Source organism: Streptomyces sp. MAR4 CNX-425, assembly GCF_048656465.1.
Classification (GTDB): Bacteria; Actinomycetota; Actinomycetes; order Streptomycetales; family Streptomycetaceae; genus Streptomyces.
Map to the genome: position 1 here is coordinate 622979 of NZ_JBMDLF010000001.1, position 23608 is coordinate 646586.

The window sequence follows — 23608 nt, forward strand, 5'->3', positions numbered from 1 at the left end:
GGCGCCCCCGCTCCGAGCAGCAGCCCGGGCGGGGGCGCCGCTCTGTCCGGGCCCGCGGCGGTCAGCAGATGTCGCGGTACGCCAGCCCCGGCAGGTACGCCTCCCAGTCCGCCCGCGACAGCCCGCCGCCCGCGCGCACGCACACCGCCCGCCGCGCCCGCTCCGGGTCCGCCGGGTACGCGCGCGGCGCGGTGTGCCGGCCGACGGCGTGGACCTCGGTGCCGTCGGGGCTGAAGGAGACCGCCAGCAGCTCGTCGCCGGCCGTCGGCAGGCTGCCGCCGAGCGCCTGGTTGGACGCGGTGTCCCACAGCCGCAGCGCCCCCGCGTGCCCGGCGACCGCCAGCGTCCGGCCGTCCGGCGAGAACGCCAGCGCCGTCGCCGGCTCCGCCGCGCCCGTCTGCATCCCCCGGTACGTACCGGGCAGCACCCCGAGACGGCGCCGGCCCGCGCCGTCCCACAGGGTGACCCGGCCGGAGTCGTCGCCCGCGGCGAGGAAGCGGCCGTCGCCGCTGAACTCCACGGACCGCACCCCGTCCTGCGCCAGCGGGCGCGGGGTGACCCGGCCGCCGCGCAGGCCGACGAGCTGGTCGTCGCCGGTGGCCAGCAGCCGCCCGCCGGGGTGCAGGGCGAGCGGGTCGCCGCCGGCGTCGCGCAGCCGCCGGACCCGTACGCCGCGCGAGACGTCCCACACCTCCAGGGTCCCCCGGTCGCGCGTGCGGGAGAGGACCAGCCTGCCGCCGGGGCCGTAGACGAGGCTGCGCAGCGGGCCGGTCCCGCCGGGGTCCGCGGTGACGTCGAGGACGCGTACCGTCCGGCCGGTCCCGGTGTCCCACACCCGCACCCGCTCCGGCTCCCCGCCCCGGCGGCCCGGCAGCGCGTACGCCAGCCGCCGCCCGTCCGGGCTGAACGCCATCAGCGGCGCGCAGAAGTCCGCGCCGGGGTCCGGCCCCGCCGGCAGCCGGCAGGGCAGCGGCGGCGGGGTCTTCGGCGCCCGGCCGCCGGGCCCGTCGCGCAGGTCGCGCACCTCGAACACGCCGCGCGGCCCCGACCGGCGGACGGTGACCAGCTTGCCGCCGTCCGGGCTGAACGCCGCGCCCCGCAGCGGCCGTTCGCGCCAGCCGGCGCCGGCGATGCCGCCGAGCCGTACCGTACGCACCACGTGCCCGGACAGGCCGCTGAGGTACCGCAGCTCCCCGTTGCCCGGCGTCAGCCGCAGCTCCGTCGCGTACTCGCTGACCAGCGGGTGACGCAGCACCGGCGCGGAGGTGTCGGCCGTGCGCCAGACGACCAGCTCGTCCGGGCCCACGGCCGCGACCAGCGACCCGTCCCGGCTGAACTCGATCTCCGACAGCCCCGCGCGCGCGACCTCCAGCCGCTCCCGCCCGGTCGCCACGTCCAGCACCCGGAAGCCGGTGGCGTCCCTGACGACGACGCCGCGGCTGTCCGGCGTGAACTCGATCGTCGCCGTGCCGGAGCGGCAGGCGCCGCGGGCGGCGGGGTACGCGCGCAGCCGGCGCTGCCGCTCGCCGGTGCGCCACACCTCGGGCGGGCCGTGCCGCGGGCACAGCACCACGAGCCGGTCGTCGGGGCTGACGTGGACCGGCCGCCCGTCGCCGCCGGTGCCCGTCTCGTAGGTGAAGAGCTTCGTGCGGCGGCGTACGTCCCAGAGGGCGAGGCGGGTCCGCCCGCCGCCGGATAACCGCGTGCCGGCGGCGTACGTCCGGCCGCTGGGGCCGAACCAGCCCGTCGAGCCGGGTATCTCGCCGCGGCCGGGGCGCAGCCGTATGCCGCCGCCGTCGGCGGCGACGGCGAGGGTGCGGCCGTCGGGGGAGACCTGGAAGCCGGTCTCGTCGGCCGGGCGGCCGAGGCCGGGGCCGGAGTCGAGCCGGCGGTGCGTGGCGACGTCCCAGCGCTCGGTGCGGTCCTCGCCGACGCTGGTGACCGTGCGGCCGTCGGCGCTGAGGAAGCGCTGCGCGCGCGGCTCGCCGGCCGCCGGGAGGGCGAAGGAGTCGGACTCGCGCTGGTGTAGCGCGCCGAACAGGGCGCCGCGGGTCTCGGGGGTGTCGGCGAGCCGCCAGGCGGCGACGCTGAGCCGCATGGCCCGTACCGGATCGGTGAAGCGCAGGCTGTCGGCGACGGCTGCGACGCGGCGCGCCTCGGCGCGGCGGTGCTCGGCGTCGGCGGCGCGGTCCTGCTGCCAGGCGAACGAGCCGGCGACCAGGGCGAGGACGAGCAGCGCCACCACCGTGGAGAGCAGCCCGCGGAACCGGCGCCGCTCCCGGGCGCGGGCGGCGGTGCCGGCGGCGAGGAACGCGGCCTCGCCGGCGGTCAGCTCCTGCGGCCGGTCGGCGAACAGCTCCTCGGCCTGCGCCAGCAGGCTCCCCCGGTACAGCGCGCCGGGGTCGCGGTCCAGCTCCTCCCACCCGCGCGCGGCCTCGGTGAGCCGGCGCTGGGCGCGCAGCCGCTCGCGATCCTCCTCGATCCAGCCGCGGAGCCGGGGCCAGGCGGTGAGCAGCGCCTCGTGCGCGAGGTCCACGACGTCGTCGTCGAGGGTCAGCAGCCGGGCCGCGACGAGCCGTTCCACGACGTGCCCGACGTCGGCGCGGCTGGCGAAGGCGGCGGTGGCGGGCCCGCCGGCGTCGGGGTGCGCGGCGATCTCCGCCAGCTCCGCCCGCGGCACCGGCCGCCGGGTGTCCTGGGAGCCCTCGCCGGGTGCGACCAGGCGCAGCAGCGCGCGCCGGGCCACCAGCCGCTGGGCCGGCGTCAGCTCCCCGTAGGCCCGCTCCGCGGTCGTGGCGATGGCGCCGCGGACGCCGCCGGCGGCCTCGTACGCCTCCTCCGTCAGCGCCCGGCCGCGCCGCCGGCGCCACGTCTCCAGCAGGACGTGCGACAGGAGCGGCAGCGCGCCCGGCTCGCCGTCGACGTCCTTCAGGATGCGCGCCGTCAGGGCCCGCTCGACGATCAGGCCCTCGGCCGTCGCGGGCCCGACCACCGCCTCGCGCAGCTCCGCCGGCGACATGGGGCCGACGAGCAGCTGGGCGTCGCGGAGCGCCTCGGTCAGCTCGCGGTGCTCGGCGCAGCGGCCGTAGAAGTCGGCCCGGACGGCGATGACCACCCGCAGCCGGCGCGCGGGGTCGCGGGCGGCGAGGAGGCGGTCGAGGAAGCGGGCGCGCTCGCCGGGGTCCTGGCAGAGGGTGAAGAGCTCCTCGAACTGGTCGACCAGCAGGTACGTGTCGCCCTCGGCGGAGGCCGCGTCGAGCACGTCGGCATGGGTACGCGCCGGGTGCTCACCCGGGGTGAGGATGCGCAGCGCGCCGGGTGGCGGGCAGCCGTCCGGCCCCGGCCCCTCCCCCGGCCCGCGCTCCTCGCGCGCGTTCCGCCCGTTCCGCGGCCCCGCCGGCTCCCGCGGCCCCCGGGGCGACTGCAACGCCGGCACGAGCCCGGCCCGCAGCAGCGACGACTTGCCGCTGCCCGACGGGCCGAAGACCGCCGCGAAGCGGCGGGCGCGCACCAGCTCCACCAGGTCCGCGGTGAGCCGGTCGCGGCCGAAGAACCGGTCCCGGTCGGCGGGTTCGAAGCGCGCGAGGCCCCGGTACGGCGGCTCGGCGGCGCCGGGCTCCAGCGGCTGCTCCGCCTCCTCCTCCGCCGCCTGCCGCCAGCGCCACTCCCACTCGCCCGGATCGCCGCCGCAGCCCTCCACGTACGCCAGCGCCACCGGCAGCGACGGCAGCCGGTCGCCGGCGGCGGCCTGCGAGAGCGCCGTGACCGAGTACTCCCCGCGGGCGGCGAGCTGACGGTAGGTCGGTCCCCCTGCTTCGGCCCGCAGCTTGCGCAACTCGTGCGCGAAACGCTGGACCGGGCCCGCGGACGGGTCCACGGGCTTCTCCCGCCGCCCCATGGGCGACCCCCTCGTTCCCCTGCTCCCCCTGGTCGGTCCCCACGATAAACCGCGCCGCCGACACCGCCCCGGGGATTGTTCAGCACGGCCGGAACGGGGTGCTGAACAACGGCCGGACCGCTTTTATCAGTACAGACCGAACAAAACGAAGGGACTTCCCATGAGCACATCGGGGGGAGGCGGCCGCCGCCTGCGGCAACGCGTGGTGTGGGGGGCGCTGACGGCCGTCGCGGGCACCGCGGCGGCCGTCGTCGTGGCCGTGCCGTTCGGCGCGGCGGGCGACGACCGGCAGGACGGGGACCCGGGGGCGTCCGCATCGTCTCCGGCACCCGGCGCGCCGGGGACGCCGGGGGCGCCGGGCGCCGGAGGACCGGGCGCCGGAGAGCCGGGCAGCGCGCCGCTGCCGGCCGGCAGCACGGGCACCGGCAGCGACCCGCTGACGCCGGACGAGGAGCGGCGCGCCGAGGAGCTGGCGCTCGCGGGCGACCGGACGCTCCGTACGGAGAGCGAGGGCGTCCGGGGCCGCGAGGGCGTACCGCAGCTCGTCAACACCGAACTCGCCGACTCCTCGGTGAGCGCGGGCGACCGCCGTATCGCCGAGGTGTACTTCTACGACTACGCGCGCGACACCCTCGTGCTGAAGAGCGTCGACCTCGGCAGCGGCGAGGTCGTGGACACCGTCGAGTCCACCGGCGCCCAGCCCCCGCCGGCCGCGCCGGAGTCGGCGGCCGCCGCCGACCTGCTGGTGGCCAGCCCCCTGGGGGCGGGGCTGCGGCAGGACTACCGGGCGGCGACCGGCGAGGAGCTGACGGGCGCGGAGCAGTTGCAGGTCCAGGGGATGACGTACACGGCGCGGCCGGGCGACTCCGGCGGCCTGCAGCGGTGCGGGGAACACCGCTGCGTGCGGCTCTTCACCCGGGTCGCGGACGGCCCGTGGATCGACACCCGCGACTACGTCATCGACCTGAGCGAGCGGAAGGTGCACCATGCGTAACGTCACGACCCCCGGCCCGGACGAGCCGGACGGGCTCGCCGCCGGCCGGCGCGGAGCCGCGTACCCGCGCCGCTCCGCGGCCTGGCGCCGCGGCGCCGTCGCCGCCCTGGTGCTGCTCCTCCCGGCCGCCGCCCCCGCCGCCCTGCCCAGCGCCGGCGCCGCGACGCCGCACGCGCCGCGGGCCGCCGCGCCGGACTGCAGCGAGGAGTACCGGATCGCGCACAAGCTGCCCAACGGCACCGAGTGGCAGATGTGCTACCGCAACAACGACTACGCGGGCCTGGTCCTGGAGGACATCTCGTACCGGCCGAAGGGCGCCCGCAACGCGGTCCCCGTACTCAACAGCGCGCGGCTCGGCCAGATACACGTGCCGTACGACGACGGGAACATCGAGTACTACGACGTCACAGGTGTCGCGCTCGGCTCCGCCCCGGTGTCCCTCAAGGACAAGGACTGCCCCGGCGGCACCCGCCGCCCGGTCAGGGTCGGCGGCGACCGGTACGACGCGGTCTGCGTCACCCAGCAGCCGCGCGGCTTCGCACACTTCGGCGACAGCGCGTACGCCGGCGAGGACAACAGCCGCATGGACCGCGCGCAGGGCGACGACCTCGTCGTCTACGCCATCCACTCGGCGGGCTATTACTACTACATCACCCAGTGGAACTTCTCCGACGACGGCACCCTCACCGCCCGGGAGGGCGCCACCGGCAACCTCGCCCCCGGCGACTTCGACGCCTCCGACAAGCACGGCTGGCCGATCGGCAAGGGCTCGCGCGACCGCGCGACCAGCCACCAGCACAACGTCTTCTGGCGGCTGGACTTCCAGACCGACCGCGCCCGCCCGGCCAGGATCCAGCGGTACGACACGAAGCGCACCGGCACCGGATCGGGCGGCTACCCCGCGCAGGAGACCACCCGCAAGAACGTCACCAGGGAGACCGCGGGCAACTCCGGCCAGCACCGCTGGTGGCGTGTCAGCGGCACCGCGGGCCGGAACGGCGACGGGCACACGCGGTCCTGGGAGCTGGTGCACAGCAACGACGCGCGCTACACGGGGCGCAAGTTCACCGCCAAGGACGTGTGGTTCACGCAGTACCGGAAGTGCGAGAAGTACCCCAACCACAACCGGCAGTTCAACGAGAACTGCGCGAAGAACATCGTGGCCGCCACGAACGGCGAGCGGCTGAAGCATCCGATCGTCTGGGTCAACGTCGGCTTCCACCACATCGCGCGCGACGAGGACCAGTCGCCGATGCCGGTGCACTGGCAGGGCTTCCAGCTCTCGCCGCGCGACGTGACGAGCATGAGCCCGCTCACACCGGACCGGCTGCGCAAGCCGCGGTACAACGGCGACCCGTTCGACTGACCGGCGGCGGACACGCGCGCGCGGTACGCGCTGCGCGGCACGCGGCACCCCTGTCCGGCTCCGGTCCGGGCGGGGGCGCCGTATTGTCGTCTCCAGCCCCCGCGATCTGTCTGTGCGTGCGAGACCCGAGGAGATGCCGATGCCCCCTACCGTCGTCCACCCGTCGCTGCGCGAGCAGATCCGCGAGCACATCGTGGAGGGCGTCGTCAGCGGCCGGTGGAAGCCGGGCGAGCGGATCGTGGAGCGGCGTATCGCGGTCGAGCTGGAGGTCAGCCAGACGCCGGTGCGGGAGGCGCTGCGCGAGCTGGAAAGCCTGCGGCTGATCGAGTCGGCGCCGAACAAGGGCGTACGGGTCCGCGACCTCACCGCGGCGGACCTGGAAGAGATCTATCCGGTACGGGCCGGGCTGGAGCAGATCGCGGCGGAGCTGGCGGCGCCGCGGCTGGCGGACGACGTCTCGGCGCTGGAACCCCACGTGGGGGCGCTGCGGGAGGCGGACGCGAAGGGCGACGGCGGAGCGCAGGTGCGGCACACGGTGGCGTTCCACCGGGAGCTGGTGCGGGCGGCGGGCAACAGCGTGCTGCTGCACACGTGGGAGTCGCTGGGGATCGAGATCTACACGTCGCTGGCGATCCGCTGGCTGGGCACGCGGCAGCAGAGCTACGCGGAGGAGCACGCGGAGATCGTCGCGGCGTTCCGCCGCCGCGATCCGGCGATCGCGGAGCTGGTGAAGGACCACGTCCTGGGCTGCGCACCGGCCTGACGGGGGGCGCCAGCCCCCCGAACCCCCCACGCCAGGGCCGCGCCCACCCACGCAACCCCGCCCGCGCCCCCGGGGGCGCAGCCCCCGACCCCCACCAGACTCCGCGCCCCCTGGGGCTCCGCCCCAACCCCCGGGGCTCCGCCCCACCCCTCCTCGGAGCGGGGCCCCGAACCCCTCGGGGCCCCGCCCCGAGCCCCTCCGGCCACGTCCCGCGCCTCCCGGGGACGGCCGCCCGGAACCACGAGGCCACCACCCCGCCCCAGGAGCCCCCTCAGGCCACGCGCCAGCCCCACCGAGGGCCACACCCCCGAACCCCACCGAGGCTCCGCCCCGCACCCACCGACCCCCAGGTCCCCACCCCGCCCCACCGGGCTCCGCCCCGAACCCCCGGCGGGCTACCCCCGAACCCCGCCCACCCACGTCCCGCGCCTTCCGGGGACCGCCGCCCGGAACCGCGCGGCCCCCTCAGGCCGCGCGCCAGCCCCACCGGGGGCCACAGCCCCGAGTCCCACCGAGGCTCCGGACGGACCCCACCGCCGCTCCGCCCCGCAGCCCGCCGACTCCCCCGGGCTCCGCCCCCGGGCTCCGCGTCCGCGGGCTCGCCGCCCGCAGGACCACCGGTCACCTCCCGGGCCCCCTGCCCCAGGGCTCTCGACGCCCCGCCGGGCGCCACGCCGGACCCCCGCCCACGGGCCCGGTGTCTCGCCGCTCCACACCTCCACACGACAAGCCGGGGTCCGCCCCGGCTGCGCCTGCCCTGCCAGCGGGCCCGCCCTCGCCCCGTGCTCCCTCCACCTCATCGGCAGCGGCCCACACCCCGCCCCACCCCGCCGCGCCCGCCGCAGGCACTGCGTGCCTGAGGGGGTGGCACGGCATGCCTACTTTCGGCTTGCGGGGGTATTTTGCCTTCCGACCTTTGATCGATCATCGATCGCGGACTTACAGTTCGGAAGAGGAGGTAGCCATGCAGAGTCAGCTCGACCAGCTCCCGGACCGCGACCCCCAGGAGACCGCCGAGTGGCGCGAGTCCCTGGACGCCGTGGCACAGCACGCCGGCCCCGACCGGGCCGCCCAGCTGCTCCGCAGCACCGTCGCGCACGCCGCCGACGCCGGTCTGGACGTTCCCGCGCCGCTGGAGACGCCGTACGTCAACAGCATTCCCACCGCCGCCGAGCCCGAGCTGCCCGGCGATCCGGAGCTGGAGCGGCGGATCGCCGCGTGGAACCGGTGGAACGCCGCCGCGATGGTGACCCGCGGGTCGCGGTACGGGCTCGGGGGGCACATCGCGACCTTCGCCTCCGCCGCCTGGCTGTACGAGACCGGGTTCAACCACTTCTTCCGCGGCAAGGACGACTCCCGCGCCCCCGGCTCCGGCGACCAGCTCTACGTCCAGGGCCACGCCTCCCCCGGCATCTACGCCCGCGCCTTCCTCGACGGCCGGCTCTCCGAGGCGCATCTCGACCGCTTCCGCCAGGAGGCCGGTGGCGAGGGGCTGCCCTCGTATCCGCATCCCCGGCGGCTGCCCTGGCTCTGGGAGTTCCCCACCGTCTCCATGGGGCTCGGCCCGATATCCGCGATCTACCAGGCCCGGTTCAACCGCTATCTGGCCCACCGCGGCATCAAGGACACCTCCGCCAGCCACGTCTGGGCCTTTCTCGGCGACGGCGAGATGGACGAGCCCGAGTCGACGGCCGCGCTCGCCCTCGCCGCCCGCGAGCGGCTCGACAACCTCACCTTCGTCATCAACTGCAACCTCCAGCGCCTCGACGGCCCCGTACGCGCCAACTTCAAGGTGGTGCAGGAGCTGGAGGCCCAGTTCCGCGGCGCCGGCTGGCACGTGGTCAAGTCGCTCTGGGGTTCCGCCTGGGACGAGCTGCTCGCCCTGGACACCACCGGCGCGCTCGTCCGCCGGCTCCGGGCCGTTCCCGACGCGCAGTTCCAGACGTACGCCACCCGCGACGCCGCGTACATCCGCGAGCACTTCTTCGGCGCCGAACCCGCCCTCGCGGAGATGGCGAAGCTGCTCACCGACGACAAGATCCTCGACTGCTTCCACCTCTCCCGCGGCGGCCACGAGCCCCGGAAGGTGTACGCCGCGTACCGCGCCGCCGTCGCGCACGAGGGCGCGCCGACCGTGATCCTGGCGCAGACGGTCAAGGGCCACACCCTCGGCCGCGGCTTCGAATCGCGCAACGCCAACCACCAGATGAAGAAGCTCACCGGCGCCGAGTTCCGCGAGATGCGGGACCTGCTGGAGCTGCCCATCCCGGACAGCGCGCTGGCCGAGGGGCCGGTGCCGTACGGCCATCCCGGCCCGGACTCCCCCGAGGTGCGCTACCTCCAAGAGCGCCGTGCCGCTCTCGGCGGTCCCGCGCCCGCGCGCCGGGTGCACCCGGTGGCGCTGCCGGAGCCGTCGGCGAAGCCGTTCGAGGCGCTGAAGAAGGGCTCGGGCAGCCAGGAGATCGCGACGACCATGGCGTTCGTACGCCTGGTCAAGGACCTGATGCGGGAGAAGGAGACCGGCCGGCGCTGGGTGCCGGTGGTGCCGGACGAGGCGCGTACGTTCGGGATGGAGTCGCTCTTCCCGAGCGCCGGGATCTACTCGCCGCTCGGCCAGAACTACGACCCGGTCGACCGCGACCAGCTCCTCTACTACAAGGAGGCGGCGGACGGGCAGATCCTCAACGAGGGCATCACCGAGGCCGGTTCGCTGGCGGACTTCACGGCCGCCGCGACGTCGTACGCGACGCACGGCGAGCCGATGATCCCGTTCTACATCTTCTACTCGATGTTCGGGTTCCAGCGCACCGGTGACCAGTTCTGGGCGCTCGCCGACCAGTTGGGCCGCGGCTTCGTCATCGGCGCCACCGCCGGCCGCACCACCATGACCGGCGAGGGCCTCCAGCACGCCGACGGGCACTCCCCGATGCTCGCCGCCACCAACCCCGCGGCGCTGACCTACGACCCGGCGTTCGCGTACGAGGTCGCGGTCATCGTCCGGGACGGCCTGCGGCGGATGTACGGGCACGCCGCCCCCGGCGAGGACCCGGACGTCTTCTACTACCTCACCGTCTACAACGAGCCGAAGGTGCAGCCGCCCATGCCCGCGGGCGAGGGCGTCGAGGAGGGCATCGTCCGCGGCCTCTACCGCTACCGGACCGGTGGGCTCCCCGCCGGTGCCGCCGCGGACGACGCCCCGCGCGCGCAGCTGCTCGCCTCCGGCACCGCGATCCACTGGGCGCTCGCCGCCCAGCAGCTGCTCGCCGAGGACTGGGGTGTCGCGGCCGACGTCTGGTCCGCGACCTCCTGGAGCGAGCTGCGCCGCGACGCCCTGTCCTGTGACGCGGCGCAGCTTCGGGGCGAGGACCGGGTCCCCTACGTCACCCGTGCTCTGGAAGGCGCACCGGGCCCGGTTCTCGCCGTCAGCGACTGGATGCGGCAGGTGCCGGACCAGATCGCGCAGTGGGTCCCGCAGGACTACACGTCGCTGGGCACGGACGGCTTCGGCCTCTCCGACACCCGCGAGGCGGCCCGCCGCCACTTCGGGGTGGACGCGGAGTCGATCGCGGTGGCGGTGCTGGACCGGCTGGCGCGCCGCGGCGAGGTGAAGAAGGAGGCGGTCGCGGCGGCGGCGGCGAAGTACGGGCTGGCCTGACGGACGGGCCCGACGGGCCCGGTGCCGCCGTGCCGCGAAGGAAGACGGGTCCGGCCCGCGCGGCGCGCGGACCGGACCCGTGGGGCGCCGGGGGCGGCTCAGTCCCGTTCGTCGGGGTAGGTGCGCAGCTTGAGCAGCGCCGCGATGAGGCCGCCCCACACGATGACGATCGCGACGATCAGCATGACGATGGCGCTCGCCGACATCAGCGGCTCCCTTCCTTGGGCTGGGGGTCGTCCACGGGCCCGGCGTCCACCGCCGGGCCGCCGATGTCGCCGTGGCGGCGCCAGGGGATGAGCGAGAGCAGCACGGCGACGACCAGGACGCCGCCGGCGACGCCCCAGCCGGCCCAGCCGAGGAACGAGGTGGGATAGCCCTCGTAGTTCTCGTCGAACTCCGTGCGCAGGCTGTCGACCATCATCCAGCCCAGCACCAGCGGTGTGACGACGCCCAGGAAGAACAGCCACCAGCGGCCCAGCCGCACCGCGGAGGTCGCGTTCGCGTCCCGTTGCAGCATCGGCAGCCGGCGCAGCGCCCAGGCCACCACGACGACCGACACCAGGGCGGCCAGCGCGATGCCGTACTGGTTGATGAAGTGGTCGGAGGCGTCGAGCAGCGTGAGCCCGCCGTCGGTGGAGAACGCCAGCGTGGAGACCGCGGTCAGCACCAGGCCGACGGTCAGGACGGCCGCCTTCCGGGACAGGCCCGTGCGGTCCTCGACCGCCGCGACCTGCACCTGGACGATGCTCACCAGCGAGGTGAGGCCGGCGATCACCAGCGACAGGAAGAACATCACGCCGAAGAACGCACCGCCCGGCATGCTGGAGATGATCTGCGGGAACGCCACGAACGCCAGCCCGACCCCGGAGGTCGCCAGCTCGTTGACGCCGATGCCCTGCTGCGCGGCCATGAAGCCGAGCACGGAGAACACCCCGATGCCCGCGAGGATCTCGAACGAGCTGTTGGCGAAGCCGGCGACGAGCGCCGAGCCGGTCAGGTCCGACTTGCGGCCCAGATACGAGGCGTACGTGATCATGATGCCGAAGCCGATGGACAGCGAGAAGAAGATCTGCCCGTAGGCGGCGACCCACACGCTGCCCTCGGTGAGCGCGTCCCAGTCCGGCTTGAACAGCGCGTTCAGGCCCTCGCCGGCCCCGTCCAGCGTGACCGCGCGGACGACGAGGATGCCGAAGAAGACCAGCAGCGCCGGAATGAAGACCCGGTTGGCCCACTCGATGCCGCGCCGCACGCCGAACCAGAGGATGACGAGGGTGACCAGCCACACGCCGAGCAGCGGCCACATCACGCCGGGGACGAACTTCGAGAAGGTGCCCGGCTCGCCGGCCTTGAGGAAGTCCTCGGCGAAGAAGGCGTTGGGGTCGTCGCCCCACGACTCGTTGACGGAGAAGCCGACGTAGCGCACGGCCCAGGCCAGGATGACGGCGTAGTAGGCGGCGATGACGAAGCAGATCGCCACCTGCCACCAGCCGATCACCTCGGCGGGGCGGGACAGCTGCCGGTAGGCGCCGGGCGGCGAGGAGCGGTAGCGGCGGCCGACGACGTATTCCATGATCAGCAGCGGCAGCCCGGCCGTCAGCAGGGCGAGCAGATACGGCACGAGGAAGGCGCCGCCGCCGTTGTCGTACGCGATGTAGGGGAAACGCCAGATGTTGCCGAGTCCGACCGCCGACCCGATCGCGGCGAGCAGGAAGCCCGCCCTTGTGCCCCAACGCTCCCGAGGCTGGTTCGACATACAAAACTCTCTTGTTCTTGGTGCAGGACCAACAGAAGCTATCAGCGCCGGTGCACGATGGCTGGCATGCGCGCCGCCCGTCTCATTCACCTGGTCCTGCTTCTCCAGTCACGTGCCGCCATGACCGCCGCCGAACTGGCCCAGCGGCTTGAGGTCTCCGAGCGGACCGTCGCGCGCGACGTGCAGGCGCTGGCGGAGGCCGGGGTGCCGGTCCACGCCGCCCGCGGGCGGGTCGGCGGCTACCGGCTCGTCGGCGGCTACCGCACCCGGCTGACCGGGCTGGGGCGGACCGAGGCGGAGGCGCTGTTCCTGTCCGGGGTGCCGGGCGCGCTGCGGGACATGGGGCTGGCGGACGCGGCGTCGGCGGCGCGGCTGAAGGTGTCGGCGGCGCTGCTGCCGGAGCTGCGCGGCGCCGAGGCCAGCGCGGCGCAGCGGTTCCACCTGGACGCGCCGGGGTGGTGGCGGGAGCCGGACGCGCCGGAGCTGCTGCCGGCGGTGGCGGAGGCGGTGTGGGCGGACCGGCGGCTGGCGGTGACGTACCGGAGGCGGCCGGACGCGGCGGCGGTGGAGCGGGAGCTGGAGCCGTACGGGCTGGTGCTGAAGGCGGGGGTCTGGTATCTGGTGGCGCGGGTGCCGGAGGGCGGTGCCGGCGACGGTGCGGGGGCGGCGGGGGCGTTCCGGGTCTACCGGGTGGAGCGCTTCGAACGCGCCGAGCCGCTCGGGGCGGGCGGGGACGGCGCGGAAGGCGGGGGCGGCGGGGAGGCCGCCGAGCGCTTCGAGCGGGACGAGGACTTCGACCTGCCCGGCTTCTGGGCCGAGCGGGCCGCCGCGTTCGCGCGGTCGATCCTTCGCGACGAGGTCACGGTCCGGCTCTCCCCCGGCGCCCTGCGGCGGCTGCCGCACGTCACCGACCGGGCCGCCGCCGAGGACGCCGCGGCCGGCGCCGGGGAGCCGGACGACCGGGGCTGGACGGCCGTCCGGCTGCGGGTGGAGTCCCTGGACGTCGCGTACACCCAGCTCCTCACCCTCGGCCCGGACGCGGAGGTGCTGGGGCCGCCGGAGCTGCGCGACCGGTTCGCGGCGGCGGCGGCCCGCAGCGCCGAGCTGTACGGGCGCGCGTCCTAGGGGCGGAGCCGGTAGTCCTCCGGGTCGCCGGGGTCCTCGCCGGCCATGACGCGCGCGAAGTACGGCCAGCTGTCCGGCACGGTGCCATCGGCGTCCGTGAACCCGTACTCCTTGGCGACCTGCCCGCTGTACAGCGACGCCCCGTTCCACCGCGCCTTGTCCGGGTCCGCCGCCAGCGCCGCCGCCGCGCGGCCGACGAGGACGGGCGACTCGGAGAGCGCGAAGTGCCGCTCCTTCGTGACCGCGTCGCGCCAGTTCTCCTCCGTCACCCCGAAGTGGTCGAGCATCTGCTCGGAGCGCAGGAAGCCGGGGGTGAGGGAGAGCGCGGTGGCGCCGGCGTCCTTCAGCTCGTGGCTCAGGTTGAACGCCATCCGGATCGGGGCGTTCTTCGTCAGGTCGTAGAAGAACATCTCGCGGTACGGCCGGTTGGCCTCGGCCGTGCCGTCGGTGATCTCGATCAGCAGCCCGCCGCCGGTGCGCAGCAGCAGCGGCAGCGCGCAGTGGCTGGTGATGATGTGGGTCTTCACGCCGAGTTCCAGCATGCGCAGGCCGCGGTCGAGGTCGATCTCCCACATCCTCTTGCCGAACTCGACGAGGTGCTCGCCGCCCCAGATGTCGTTGACCAGCACGTCGAGCCGTCCGTGGTCGCGCTCGACGCGGGCGAGGAGGTCCCGTACCCGGTCGGCTTCGAGGTGGTCGACGGCGACCGCGACGCCTTCGCCGCCGGCCGCGGTGACCAGCTCGGCGGTCTCCTCGATGGTCTCGGTGCTGCGGCCGACCTCGCTGACGCGCTGCCGGGTCGTACGGCCCGTGGCGTACACGGTGGCGCCGAGGGCGCCCAGCTGCACCGCGATCGCCCGGCCCGCGCCCCGCGTGGCGCCCGCGACCAGGGCGACCTTCCCGCTCAGCGGCTTGTCTCGGTTCTGCTCTTCGCTCATGCGCACACCGTGACACCGAATCCGGACACCCTCTGTCTGGTTTTCCGGCGGGTTGCGAAAGCGGCTCGGGATGTTCCGATCCCGCCGCTCCGCGTGCGTACGGGCGCCGGAAGGCCGATGCTGGACCCGTGATGGAGGAGTCGGAGTTCTGGGAGCTGATCGACGGCACCCGCGAGGCCGCCGAGGGCGACCCGGCGGAGCAGGCCGACCTGCTCGTGGACCGGCTGACGGCGCTGGACCCGGACGCCGTGACCGACTTCGCCTGCCACTTCGAGTCGCGGATGAACCGCGCGTACCGCATGGACCTGTGGGGCGCCGCCTGGGTGCTGCTGGACGGCGTCAGCGACGACGCCTTCGACTCCTTCCGGGGGTGGCTCGTCGGGCAGGGCCGGACGGTCTTCGAGGGCGCCCTGCACGAGCCGGACGACCTCGCCGACCTGCTGGCGGACTTCGACGAGGAGACGGACGGGGACGCCGAGGAGCTGACGTACGCGGCGGACGAGGCGTACGAGCGGCTGACGGGGCTGAAGCTGCCGGAGCTGGGGCTGCCGGAGGGGCCGGCGGAGCCGGTGGGGGAGCCGATCGACTTCGAGGACGCACGGATGCTGGCGCGGCGGTTCCCGAAGCTGTGGCAGCTGTACCGGGAGGACTGAGCGGGCGGTGTCCGGGGCGGGGCGGCGGGCCCGTCAGAGCGCGCGGCCCATCAGCACGTCGTCCACGTACGCGCCGTCCAGCAGGAACTCCTCCGGCAGCACGCCCTCCACCGCGAACCCCTCCGACTCGTACAGCCGCCGCGCCGGGGCGTTGTGCCCCAGCACCCGCAGCGTCAGCCGGCGGGCGCCCGCGGCGCGGGCGTGCCCGGCCGCGGCGCGCAGGAGCGCCCTCGCGACCCCGGCGCCGCGGACGTCGGGGGCGACGACGAGGCCCTGGATCTGGCGTACGTGCGCGTTGACCGGCAGCGCGGTCGGGGGCACGACGCAGACATAGCCGACGACGCGGACGCCGTCCGCGGGGGCGGCGGGCAGCTCGGCGACGAGGTAGTCGTCGGTGCGGTGCCGGTCGTCGAAGAACGGGGTGCCGGGGCTGGGCGGCTCCGTCACGGCGTGCAGGTGCGACCAGGTGGCGACGTCGAGGGCGCGGAGGACATCGCCGTCGGCGGCTCTCGCGGGGCGTATGCGCAGCTCGCCGCCGCCGGCCGCCCCACCGCGGTGCACGTTGGTCATCGACTCACTGTGACACGAGCTGACCCGGGACGGCACGGGAGGGCAGGATGGTCCCATGCGCATCGCGGTCTCCGGCTCCTCCGGACTCATCGGCTCCGCCCTCGTCGGCTCGCTGCGGACCGACGGGCACGACGTCCTGCGGCTGGTGCGGCGGGAGGCGGCCGCGCCGGACGAGGTGCGGTGGGACCCGCAGCAGGCGTACGTCGACACCGCCCGGCTCACCGGCTGCGACGCCGTCGTGCACCTGGCCGGCGCCGGCATCGCCGACCGGCGCTGGACGGAGCAGTACAAGCGGGTCCTGCGCGACAGCCGGGTGCTCGGCACCGCGGCCGTCGCCGACGCCGTCGCCTCCCTCGACCGGCCGCCGTCCGTCCTGGTCTGCGGCAGCGCCATCGGCTACTACGGCGACACCGGCGACCGCCGCATCGACGAGACCGCCCCGCCGGGGCGGGGGTTCCTCGCCGAGCTGTGCGAGGAGTGGGAGGCCGCGGCGGGCCCGGCGGCGGAGGCCGGGATCCGTACCGTCCACGCGCGCACGGGCCTGGTGGTCTCCCGCAAGGGCGGGGCGTGGGGGCGGATGTTCCCGATCTTCCGGGCCGGGCTGGGCGGGCGGCTCGGCGACGGGCGGCAGTACTGGAGCTTCATCTCCCTGCACGACCACGTCGCCGCGCTGCGCCACCTCATCGACACCGCGTCGGTCTCCGGGCCGGTCAACCTCACCGCCCCGGAGCCGCTGACCAACCGCGAGGTGACGGCGGCGATGGGGCGGGTGCTGCGGCGGCCGACGCCGTTCCCGGTGCCGGCGGCGGTGCTGCGGCTGGTGCTGGGCGAGCTCGCGGAGGACGTGCTCGGCAGCCAGCGGGCGGTGCCGCGCAAGCTGCTCGACTCGGGCTTCACGTTCGCCTTCCCGGAGATCGACGACGCGCTGCGGGCGGCGCTGCGGCGGTAGGGCGCGCGGGGAGCGCGCCGGGGGCGCGTCCGTGCCCTTGTGTGCGCACCTGGGCGGCGCCACCATCCGACCTATCGTCCCTATTGTCATCGGAACGCGTCCACACCGTTACGCGGATACGGCCGTGCCCGGCCGGGCATCAAACGGGCGTCCAGAGGCAGTTGAGCGCGCCCGGTCGTGGACGCACAACCCCCGGGAGGCACCCGTGCCCCATGCAGGAAGCACGGACCCCGTAGACGTCGTCGTCGTGGGCGCCGGACTCGCCGGTCTCTCCGCGGCCCGGCACCTGGTCGGAGCGGGGCTCGACGTGACCGTGCTGGAGGCGGACGAGCAGGTCGGCGGGCGGATGGCCACCGACCACGTCGACGGTTTCCGGCTGGACCGCTCGCTGACGCTGCTCAACACCTCGTACCCGGAGCTGCGCCGGATACCGGGGCTCACGGGGGTGCCGCTGTGCCCGCTCGGCGGCGACGTGGTCGTCTGCGCGGGCGGGCGGCGGCAGCGTATCGGCGGATCGAGGGGCACGGGGGGCGCGTTCACGACGGCGAGCGCCTTCGCCAGCGCCGCGCGTGCGCCCCGGGGCGGGTTCATCGACCAGGCGTGGCTCTCCGCGGCGCTGGCCCGGCTGGCGACCGTACCCACGGCCCGGCTGCTGGCCCGGCCCGAGCGCCGGGCCGCGGACGCCCTGGCCACCCGGGGGCTGCCGCCGCGGATCGCGGCGGGCTTCCTGCGGCCGCTGCTGGTGGCCCTGCTCAACGACCCGGCGCTGACGACGTCGAGCCGCTCCGCGGACCTGGCGCTGCGGTCGTTCGCGCGCGGGCGGCTGTGCCTGCCGGCGGGCGGGGCGGCGACGGTGCCGCGGCGGCTGGCGGCGGGGCTGCCGCACGGGACGGTGCGGACGGGCGTGCGGGCGGTGTCGGTGTCGACGACGGCGGTGCGGACGGCGGGCCACGGGGTGCTGCGCTGCCGGTCGGTGCTGATCGCCACGGGGGCGCGGGCGGCGGTGGCGCTGCTGCCGGGGCTGCGGCTGCCGGGGTTCCACCCGGTGACGGTGCTGCACCACAGCGCCCCGGCGGAGTCGCTGCCCGGCGGGGGCGGCGGGGCGCGGGCCGGGGACGAGGCCGCGGAGGACCGCGGGGATGGCGCATGGGACGGTACGCGAGCGGGCGCGTACGCCGGCGCACGGGAGCCGGCGGTACGGGACGGCGGGGGCGGAGCCGCGGACCGGGGCGGCGGGGAGGACGGCGCCCCGGTCCGCAACGGCGCGGCCCGGGGCGGTTCCGGACGGGGCGGCCCGGGGCGGGGCCCGGCCGGTGCGCGGGAGGCGGCGCTGCTGCTGGACGCCGAGGGCGCGTACGGGCCGGTGTCGCACACGGCGGTGGTCAGCCGCGCCGACACCTCGCGGGCGCCGCGGGGGCGGGCGCTGGTCAGCTCGGTGGTGCTGGGCGAGGACGCGGGACGCCCGGCGCGGGTGCTGGACAAGTCGGCGCGGCGGCAGCTGAGCGAGCTGTACGGGACGCCGGCGTTCGACTGGGAGCTGGTGGCGGCCCACCACGACCCGGAGGCGGTACCGGCGATGCCGGCGCCGCACGACCTGCGCCGGCCGGTACGGGTGCTGTGCGGCCTGTACGTGTGCGGCGACCACCGCGACACGAGCACCCCCCAGGGCGCCCTGTACTCCGGCCGCCGCGCGGCCCGCGCGCTGCTCCGCGACTTCGGCCTGAGCCCGGCCGTGGAGACCGCGGCGGTCCCGGCGGTGGCCTAGCAGGAACGGTTCTCCACACCCCCGCGCAGGGTGCTCCCGGTACGGCGCGGCGCGCCCCGGAGCGCGGAGCGCGGAAGCGACCGGCTCTCCCCGTCCGTGCCGCTCACGCCACGGCACGGACGGGGAGCACCGCGCCACAGCTGTCCACCGGCCGCAACGACCCCCGGCCCGGCCCGGCACCCTCGCCGGAGACCTGCGGCCCGGACCCGGCCCGGTCAGGCGGCGCCGTACGCAACAGCCGTGCCCGCCGGCCGCAGCCACGGCCCCGCTCCGGAGCACCCCTGGGCCGGGGGCGGCGCCACCCCGCGCGAGCACCCGCCACCGGGCGGGCCGCCCCGCGCCGGTCGCCAGGCCGTACCGGGGCTCACACCGCCAGCGCCGAGACCCGTTCCCGGTACGCCCGCACCGGAGGCGCGTCGCGGTACGGCTCCAGCCGGCGTTCGAAGTCGCGCACGTACTCCGCCGCCCGCGCCGACCGCATCTCCGCCGCCTGCTGCGCCGCCTCCGCGCCCAGCACGCACGCCTGCTCCACCTCGCCCAGCCCCAGCCGGGCCGTGGCCAGCACCAGCCGGCAGAACAGCCGGCTGCGCGCGAACCCCGCCGCGCGCAGTTGCAGCGAGCGCTCCGCGTGCTGGGCCGCGGTCCGGTACTGCTGGAGGTCGCGGTGGCAGTGCCCGAACTCGTCCGCCAGCTGCGCCTCGTCGAAGAACCGCGACCAGTGCGGCGCCTCCTCCCCCGGCCGCGCCGACTCCAGCGCCCGCTCCGCCCGCGCCAGCGACGTCGTGCACGCCCGCACCTCGCCGAGCAGCCCGTGCCCGCGCGCCTCCGCGGCGTGCAGCAGCGCCTGCACCACCGGCGGCGCGCCCCCGCCGACGCCCTGCTGGGCGACCCGGGCCAGCTGCACGGCCTCCCGGCCGTGCCCCAGGTAGACGGCCTGGCGGCTCATCGTGACCAGCACGTAGCTGCCGTACGCGCGGTCGCCCGACGCCTGCGCCAGCCGCAGCGCCTGGACGAAGTACCGCTGGGCGAGGCCGTGGGCGGCGATGTCGTACGAGGTCCAGCCGGCCAGCCGCGTCAGGTCCGCGGCGGCGGAGAACAGCCGCCGGCCCGTGGCCTCGTTGTACGTGCCCCGCAGCATCGGCTCGACCTCGTGCTCCAGGTACCGCACGAGGGCCTGGCGGGCGTGCCCGCCGCCGTACGCGTTGTCCAGCGCCCGGAACATCTCGGCGACCGACCGCATGGCCCCGATGTCGCCCTGGGTGACCCGCTGCCCGGGGGCCCGGGCGCCCGGCCCGCCCCATCCGGGCCCCGGGTCACCGCGCCCGCCCGGGCCCCCGGCCCCGGCGGCGGGCCCGGGCCCGCCGCCCGGCCCCGTACCGGCGCCGGCGGCGCCGGCTCCGGCGGCCGCGGCCACGCCCCGCCCGGACCGCGCCCCTGCGCCGGCACCCGCGCCGCGCCGGCCGGCCCGGCGGCGCCCGCCCCCGGCGGTCCCGGCGGCGCCCCCGCCGCCCGCTGCTGCAACTCCCGCGCCACCTTCTCGTCCGGCCTGCCGATCAGCCAGTCGCGGCTGGGCACCACCAGACCCGCAGGAGTGAACGCAATCTTCCGCAGCTCCGCCTGGCTGCCCGTGTCCTTGCGCCACAGCCCGCTCACGATGTCGATCGCCTCGGCCGGCGACGCGGCGAACTCCAGTCCGGCGTACACGGGTGCGCACGCGTCGAGCCCGAGGTCCTGCGCGGTCAGCCGGCGCCCGAGGCGCCGGGTGAACACCTCGGCGATCAGCGCCGGCGTCGTGCCGCGCGGCTGCTGGCCGCGGAGCCAGCGGGTCACGGACGTCTTGTCGTACCGCAGATCGAGGCCGTGTTCGAGACCTAGCTGATCGACTCTGCGGGCCAGCCCCGCGTTGGAGAACCCGGCCTCGGAGATGAGGGCGGCGAGCTGGCGGTTGGGAGGTCGCTGTGAAGGTCGTTCCGTCGTCACCTGTGGGGTCTCCTGCCTGGGCCTCCGGGAACGGCGCGAATGTAGCGGCGAAACAAGCCTTACTCGCCACTTTCGTCCCAGCTTCATTCGATCGTGTGAGGAGACCCGAGCGCAGGGCGGGAACGTATACCGCCGTAGAGTGGTGAGGGTCGGCTGGAAAGCGGCCAGCCGCATATGCCGTACGGCGCATGCACACCGCGACCGGAAGGCGAGAGCAGCGCAAACAGCGCGAGGAGGGCACCGTGGGCGAGCTGCGCTTCGTTCACCTGGGGTTCGGCGAGGACGCCGTCGAGTACCTGGAGGCTTGGCAGGAGCAACGGCGGGTGCACGCCGCCCGCTTCGCCGAGGAGATTCCCGACACCTGCCTGCTGCTGGAGCACCCGCCGGTCTACACCGCGGGCCGGCGCACGGCCGAGGACGAGCGCCCCCTCGACGGCACCCCCGTGGTGGACGTGGACCGGGGCGGGAAGATCACCTGGCACGGCCCCGGGCAGCTCGTCGGCTACCCGATCCTGAAGCTGCCCCGCCCCGTCGACGTCGTCGCGCACGTCCGCCGGCTGGAGGAGGCCCTGATCCGCGCCTGCGCCGACTTCGGGCTGGAGACCACCAGGATCGAGGGCCGCAGCGGGGTGTGGGTGCTGGGCGACCCGGTGGAGCGGCGCGCGGAGCTGGGCGGGCTGTCGCTGGACTTCGACCCCCGGCTGACGGACGAGGAGTACGACGCCCGCCTGGCCGGTCCCGAGTACGCGCCCTCGAACGCCGGCCAGCGCCGCGAGGACCGCAAGCTGGCCGCGATCGGCATCCGGGTCGCCAAGGGCGTGACCATGCACGGCTTCTCCCTGAACTGCAACCCGGACAACACGTGGTTCGACCGGATCGTGCCGTGCGGCATCCGCGACGCGGGCGTGGCGTCGCTCTCCGGGGAGCTGGGAAGAGACGTACCGGTGTCGGAGGTTCTCCCTGTCGTGGAGAAGCACCTGCGCGAGATCCTGGAGACGGCCGAGCCCCTCCCCCGCGCGGTCTGACTCCCCTATTCAGAGGCGTACGCTGGAGAACGCCGAGGAATCGAAAGCTAGGAGCCCGGACGTGTCCGCTGTCGCACCCGACGGTCGCAAGCTGCTCCGCCTGGAAGTCCGCAACAGCCAGACCCCCATCGAGCGCAAACCCGAGTGGATCAAGACCCGCGCGAAGATGGGGCCCGAGTACAACGCGCTGCAGAAGCTCGTCAAGGACGAGGGCCTGCACACGGTCTGCCAGGAAGCCGGCTGTCCCAACATCTTCGAGTGCTGGGAGGACCGCGAGGCGACCTTCCTCATCGGCGGCGAGCAGTGCACCCGGCGGTGCGACTTCTGCCAGATCGACACCGGCCGCCCGGCCGAGCTGGACCGCGACGAGCCGCGCCGGGTCGCCGAGTCCGTCGAGCGCATGGAGCTGCGGTACGCCACGATCACCGGCGTCGCCCGCGACGACCTCGACGACGGCGGCGCCTGGCTGTACGCGGAGACGGTGCGCCAGATCCACGCCACCACCCCCGGCACCGGCGTCGAGCTGCTGATCCCCGACTTCAACGCCGTACCGGAGCAGCTCGCGGAGGTCTTCTCCGCCCGCCCCGAGGTGCTGGCGCACAACGTCGAGACCGTCCCGCGGATCTTCAAGCGCATCCGCCCCGGCTTCCGCTACGAGCGCTCCCTGGAGGTCCTCACGCGCGCCCGCGAGGCCGGCCTGGTGACGAAGTCGAACCTCATCCTGGGGCTGGGCGAGGAGCGCGAGGAGGTCAGCCGGACGCTGCGGGACCTCCACGAGGCGGGCTGCGAGCTGATCACCATCACGCAGTACCTGCGGCCGTCGCCGCGGCACCACCCGGTCGAGCGCTGGGTCAAGCCCCACGAGTTCGTGGAGCTCCAGCAGGAGGCCGAGGAGATCGGCTACGCGGGCGTGATGTCCGGGCCGCTGGTGCGGTCCTCGTACCGGGCGGGCCGGCTGTACAAGCAGGCCATGGACAGGCGCGCGCAGCGCAGCGCCGCCTGAGCGCCGCACCGTGCTTCACCCCGCTTTGACCGCCGGGCCACGCCCTGGTAACACCGTGGGGTGAGCATGGAGCCCGGCCGGGCCGTGACCGCCCGGCCGTCCTGACTTCTCGACCGCCGAGGGGGGCCGTCATGCCGTCGTCACCGTCGTCGTTACCGTCCTGGCCGCCGCCCCGGCCCACCGTCACCGGGGTGCTGCGGACCGTCGAGAGGCTGCTGCTGCGCGGCGAGCAGCGCACCGCGCGGCGTAACGCCTGGGACGCCGTTCTGGAGGACCGCCGCCGGGCCCGGGCCCGGCGGGAGTCGGAGTCGGCGGTGGGCAGGGCCGGCCCGGCGGGCGGTACGTCCGCGCTGCCCCGGTAGCCGGCGCCCCGGCCCCGCCCCCCGGCCCCGCCCCCCGGCCCCGCCCGCCGGCCCTGCCCCCGGCCCCGGTCTGTCGCCGGGCCCGGCTGGCCGTAGAATTCGCGGCATGGCCAGCAGTGAATCCACCCCCGAGAACACCGGGCGTCTGAAGCAGATCGCCCTCACGTACAAGATGACCAGGCGGGCCGACCCGAAGGTCGGCTGGATCGTCGCGGGCGTGGGCATCCTGGTCCTCGGCGCCGCCCTGGGCGTCGGCTTCCTCATCGGGCACCCGGTCTACCTGGGCATCGTCGGTTTCCTGCTGGCGCTGCTCGGCATGGCGATCGTCTTCGGGCGCCGCGCGGAGGCGGCGGCGTTCGGCCAGATGGAGGGCCAGCCGGGCGCGGCCGCGGCGGTGCTGGACAACATGAAGCGCGGCTGGACCGTCACCCCGGCGGTGGCGATGACCCGGCAGCAGGACGTCGTGCACCGGGCCGTGGGCAAGGCGGGGATCGTCCTGGTCGGCGAGGGCAACCCGAACCGGCTGAAGGGCCTGCTGGCGGCCGAGAAGAAGAGGATGAACCGGGTCGTGGCGGACGTCCCCGTCCACGACGTCGTCGTCGGCAACGACGAGGGCCAGGTGCCGCTGAAGAAGGTGCGCAGCACGCTGATGAAGCTGCCGCGGGTGCTTCAGGGCCCGCAGGTCACGCAGGTCAACGACCGGCTGAAGGCGCTGGGCGACCTGATGAGCAACATGCCGGTCCCGAAGGGTCCGATGCCGAAGGGCATGCGCATGCCGAAGGGCGGCGGCAAGCTGCGCTGAGCGCGGC

At 75.4% G+C, this 23608-nt stretch carries 18 protein-coding genes; 12 read left to right on the forward strand and 6 right to left on the reverse strand.

Features of this window, described 5'->3' with window-relative positions:
- Window positions 1–61 precede the first annotated feature (61 nt).
- Window positions 62–3898 carry a DNA-binding protein gene (locus tag ACHZ99_RS02725; RefSeq protein WP_420302670.1) on the reverse strand — a complete coding sequence of 1279 codons (3837 nt, stop codon included), beginning with the start codon at window positions 3896–3898 and terminating at the stop codon, window positions 62–64.
- A 160-nt stretch (window positions 3899–4058) separates the two neighbouring features.
- Here ACHZ99_RS02725 and ACHZ99_RS02730 point away from each other — a divergent pair, with 160 nt between their 5' ends.
- The 4 genes from ACHZ99_RS02730 to aceE all read left to right on the forward strand — a co-directional run bounded on the left by ACHZ99_RS02730 (window position 4059) and on the right by aceE (window position 10676).
- A complete protein-coding gene (locus ACHZ99_RS02730) occupies window positions 4059–4892 on the forward strand; it encodes a hypothetical protein (RefSeq protein ID WP_420302671.1) in 834 nt (277 codons plus the stop codon).
- Window positions 4885–6258: a copper amine oxidase gene (locus ACHZ99_RS02735; protein ID WP_420302672.1), complete on the forward strand. Its 1374-nt coding sequence runs from the start codon at window positions 4885–4887 to the stop codon at window positions 6256–6258. The genes ACHZ99_RS02730 and ACHZ99_RS02735 overlap by 8 nt, the downstream gene beginning before the upstream one ends.
- Window positions 6259–6397: 139 nt before the next feature.
- Window positions 6398–7021, forward strand: a complete 624-nt coding sequence (locus ACHZ99_RS02740; protein WP_420302673.1) for a GntR family transcriptional regulator — start codon at window positions 6398–6400, stop codon at window positions 7019–7021.
- Window positions 7022–7985: 964 nt separating this feature from the next.
- Window positions 7986–10676, forward strand: coding sequence for a pyruvate dehydrogenase (acetyl-transferring), homodimeric type (gene aceE, locus ACHZ99_RS02745; RefSeq protein WP_420302674.1), 2691 nt, complete (start codon window positions 7986–7988; stop codon window positions 10674–10676).
- 98 nt (window positions 10677–10774) lie between these two features.
- On the opposite strand, the gene ACHZ99_RS02750 is transcribed toward aceE, so the two are convergent.
- Together ACHZ99_RS02750 and ACHZ99_RS02755 are read right to left on the reverse strand one after the other, a co-directional pair.
- Window positions 10775–10882, reverse strand: a complete 108-nt coding sequence (locus tag ACHZ99_RS02750; protein WP_344292464.1) for a methionine/alanine import family NSS transporter small subunit — start codon at window positions 10880–10882, stop codon at window positions 10775–10777.
- Window positions 10882–12429: a sodium-dependent transporter gene (locus ACHZ99_RS02755; protein WP_420302675.1), complete on the reverse strand. Its 1548-nt coding sequence runs from the start codon at window positions 12427–12429 to the stop codon at window positions 10882–10884. The genes ACHZ99_RS02750 and ACHZ99_RS02755 overlap by 1 nt, the downstream gene beginning before the upstream one ends.
- 66 nt (window positions 12430–12495) lie before the next feature.
- Between ACHZ99_RS02755 and ACHZ99_RS02760 the strand changes: the two genes are divergently transcribed.
- Complete coding sequence (locus ACHZ99_RS02760; RefSeq protein WP_420302676.1) at window positions 12496–13554, forward strand: helix-turn-helix transcriptional regulator; 1059 nt, start codon at window positions 12496–12498, stop codon at window positions 13552–13554.
- On the opposite strand, the gene ACHZ99_RS02765 is transcribed toward ACHZ99_RS02760, so the two are convergent.
- On the reverse strand, window positions 13551–14492 hold the full coding sequence (locus tag ACHZ99_RS02765; protein ID WP_420302677.1) for an SDR family oxidoreductase: 942 nt from the start codon (window positions 14490–14492) through the stop codon (window positions 13551–13553). The two genes, ACHZ99_RS02760 and ACHZ99_RS02765, sit on opposite strands and share 4 nt — an antisense overlap.
- Window positions 14493–14623: 131 nt before the next feature.
- Between ACHZ99_RS02765 and ACHZ99_RS02770 the strand changes: the two genes are divergently transcribed.
- Window positions 14624–15145 carry a DUF4240 domain-containing protein gene (locus tag ACHZ99_RS02770; RefSeq protein WP_420303188.1) on the forward strand — a complete coding sequence of 174 codons (522 nt, stop codon included), beginning with the start codon at window positions 14624–14626 and terminating at the stop codon, window positions 15143–15145.
- Between the two features lie 33 nt (window positions 15146–15178).
- On the opposite strand, the gene ACHZ99_RS02775 is transcribed toward ACHZ99_RS02770, so the two are convergent.
- Entirely contained in the window at window positions 15179–15715 is a 537-nt protein-coding gene (locus ACHZ99_RS02775) for a GNAT family N-acetyltransferase (RefSeq protein ID WP_420302678.1), read from the reverse strand.
- Window positions 15716–15770: 55 nt separating this feature from the next.
- Here ACHZ99_RS02775 and ACHZ99_RS02780 point away from each other — a divergent pair, with 55 nt between their 5' ends.
- Complete coding sequence (locus ACHZ99_RS02780; RefSeq protein ID WP_420302679.1) at window positions 15771–16664, forward strand: TIGR01777 family oxidoreductase; 894 nt, start codon at window positions 15771–15773, stop codon at window positions 16662–16664.
- Window positions 16665–16869: 205 nt separating this feature from the next.
- Window positions 16870–18429 carry an FAD-dependent oxidoreductase gene (locus tag ACHZ99_RS02785; protein WP_420302680.1) on the forward strand — a complete coding sequence of 520 codons (1560 nt, stop codon included), beginning with the start codon at window positions 16870–16872 and terminating at the stop codon, window positions 18427–18429.
- A gap of 364 nt (window positions 18430–18793) precedes the next feature.
- On the opposite strand, the gene ACHZ99_RS02790 is transcribed toward ACHZ99_RS02785, so the two are convergent.
- Window positions 18794–19669 (reverse strand): hypothetical protein, encoded by an 876-nt coding sequence (locus tag ACHZ99_RS02790; protein WP_420302681.1) that lies wholly within the window; start codon window positions 19667–19669, stop codon window positions 18794–18796.
- Window positions 19670–20651: 982 nt separating this feature from the next.
- Here ACHZ99_RS02790 and lipB point away from each other — a divergent pair.
- The 4 genes from lipB to ACHZ99_RS02810 all read left to right on the forward strand — a co-directional run bounded on the left by lipB (window position 20652) and on the right by ACHZ99_RS02810 (window position 23601).
- Window positions 20652–21434, forward strand: a complete 783-nt coding sequence (gene lipB, locus ACHZ99_RS02795; protein ID WP_420303189.1) for a lipoyl(octanoyl) transferase LipB — start codon at window positions 20652–20654, stop codon at window positions 21432–21434.
- Window positions 21435–21495: 61 nt separating this feature from the next.
- Complete coding sequence (gene lipA / locus ACHZ99_RS02800) at window positions 21496–22437, forward strand: lipoyl synthase (RefSeq protein ID WP_420302682.1); 942 nt, start codon at window positions 21496–21498, stop codon at window positions 22435–22437.
- 131 nt (window positions 22438–22568) lie between these two features.
- On the forward strand, window positions 22569–22799 hold the full coding sequence (locus ACHZ99_RS02805) for a hypothetical protein (RefSeq protein WP_420302683.1): 231 nt from the start codon (window positions 22569–22571) through the stop codon (window positions 22797–22799).
- 106 nt (window positions 22800–22905) lie between these two features.
- Entirely contained in the window at window positions 22906–23601 is a 696-nt protein-coding gene (locus ACHZ99_RS02810; RefSeq protein ID WP_420302684.1) for a DUF4191 domain-containing protein, read from the forward strand.
- The last annotated feature ends 7 nt before the right edge of the window (window positions 23602–23608 follow it).

What these genes read in the sequence shown, in the direction of transcription:
- ACHZ99_RS02725 (WP_420302670.1), bottom strand. Translation starts at nt 3,898, where the DNA reads ATGGGGCGGCGGGAGAAGCCCGTGGACCCGTCCGCGGGCCCGGTCCAG.
- ACHZ99_RS02730 (WP_420302671.1), top strand. Translation starts at nt 4,059, where the DNA reads ATGAGCACATCGGGGGGAGGCGGCCGCCGCCTGCGGCAACGCGTGGTG.
- ACHZ99_RS02735 (WP_420302672.1), top strand. Translation starts at nt 4,885, where the DNA reads ATGCGTAACGTCACGACCCCCGGCCCGGACGAGCCGGACGGGCTCGCC.
- ACHZ99_RS02740 (WP_420302673.1), top strand. Translation starts at nt 6,398, where the DNA reads ATGCCCCCTACCGTCGTCCACCCGTCGCTGCGCGAGCAGATCCGCGAG.
- aceE (WP_420302674.1), top strand. Translation starts at nt 7,986, where the DNA reads ATGCAGAGTCAGCTCGACCAGCTCCCGGACCGCGACCCCCAGGAGACC.
- ACHZ99_RS02750 (WP_344292464.1), bottom strand. Translation starts at nt 10,882, where the DNA reads ATGTCGGCGAGCGCCATCGTCATGCTGATCGTCGCGATCGTCATCGTG.
- ACHZ99_RS02755 (WP_420302675.1), bottom strand. Translation starts at nt 12,429, where the DNA reads ATGTCGAACCAGCCTCGGGAGCGTTGGGGCACAAGGGCGGGCTTCCTG.
- ACHZ99_RS02760 (WP_420302676.1), top strand. Translation starts at nt 12,496, where the DNA reads ATGCGCGCCGCCCGTCTCATTCACCTGGTCCTGCTTCTCCAGTCACGT.
- ACHZ99_RS02765 (WP_420302677.1), bottom strand. Translation starts at nt 14,492, where the DNA reads ATGAGCGAAGAGCAGAACCGAGACAAGCCGCTGAGCGGGAAGGTCGCC.
- ACHZ99_RS02770 (WP_420303188.1), top strand. Translation starts at nt 14,624, where the DNA reads ATGGAGGAGTCGGAGTTCTGGGAGCTGATCGACGGCACCCGCGAGGCC.
- ACHZ99_RS02775 (WP_420302678.1), bottom strand. Translation starts at nt 15,715, where the DNA reads ATGACCAACGTGCACCGCGGTGGGGCGGCCGGCGGCGGCGAGCTGCGC.
- ACHZ99_RS02780 (WP_420302679.1), top strand. Translation starts at nt 15,771, where the DNA reads ATGCGCATCGCGGTCTCCGGCTCCTCCGGACTCATCGGCTCCGCCCTC.
- ACHZ99_RS02790 (WP_420302681.1), bottom strand. Translation starts at nt 19,669, where the DNA reads ATGCGGTCGGTCGCCGAGATGTTCCGGGCGCTGGACAACGCGTACGGC.
- ACHZ99_RS02805 (WP_420302683.1), top strand. Translation starts at nt 22,569, where the DNA reads ATGCCGTCGTCACCGTCGTCGTTACCGTCCTGGCCGCCGCCCCGGCCC.
- ACHZ99_RS02810 (WP_420302684.1), top strand. Translation starts at nt 22,906, where the DNA reads ATGGCCAGCAGTGAATCCACCCCCGAGAACACCGGGCGTCTGAAGCAG.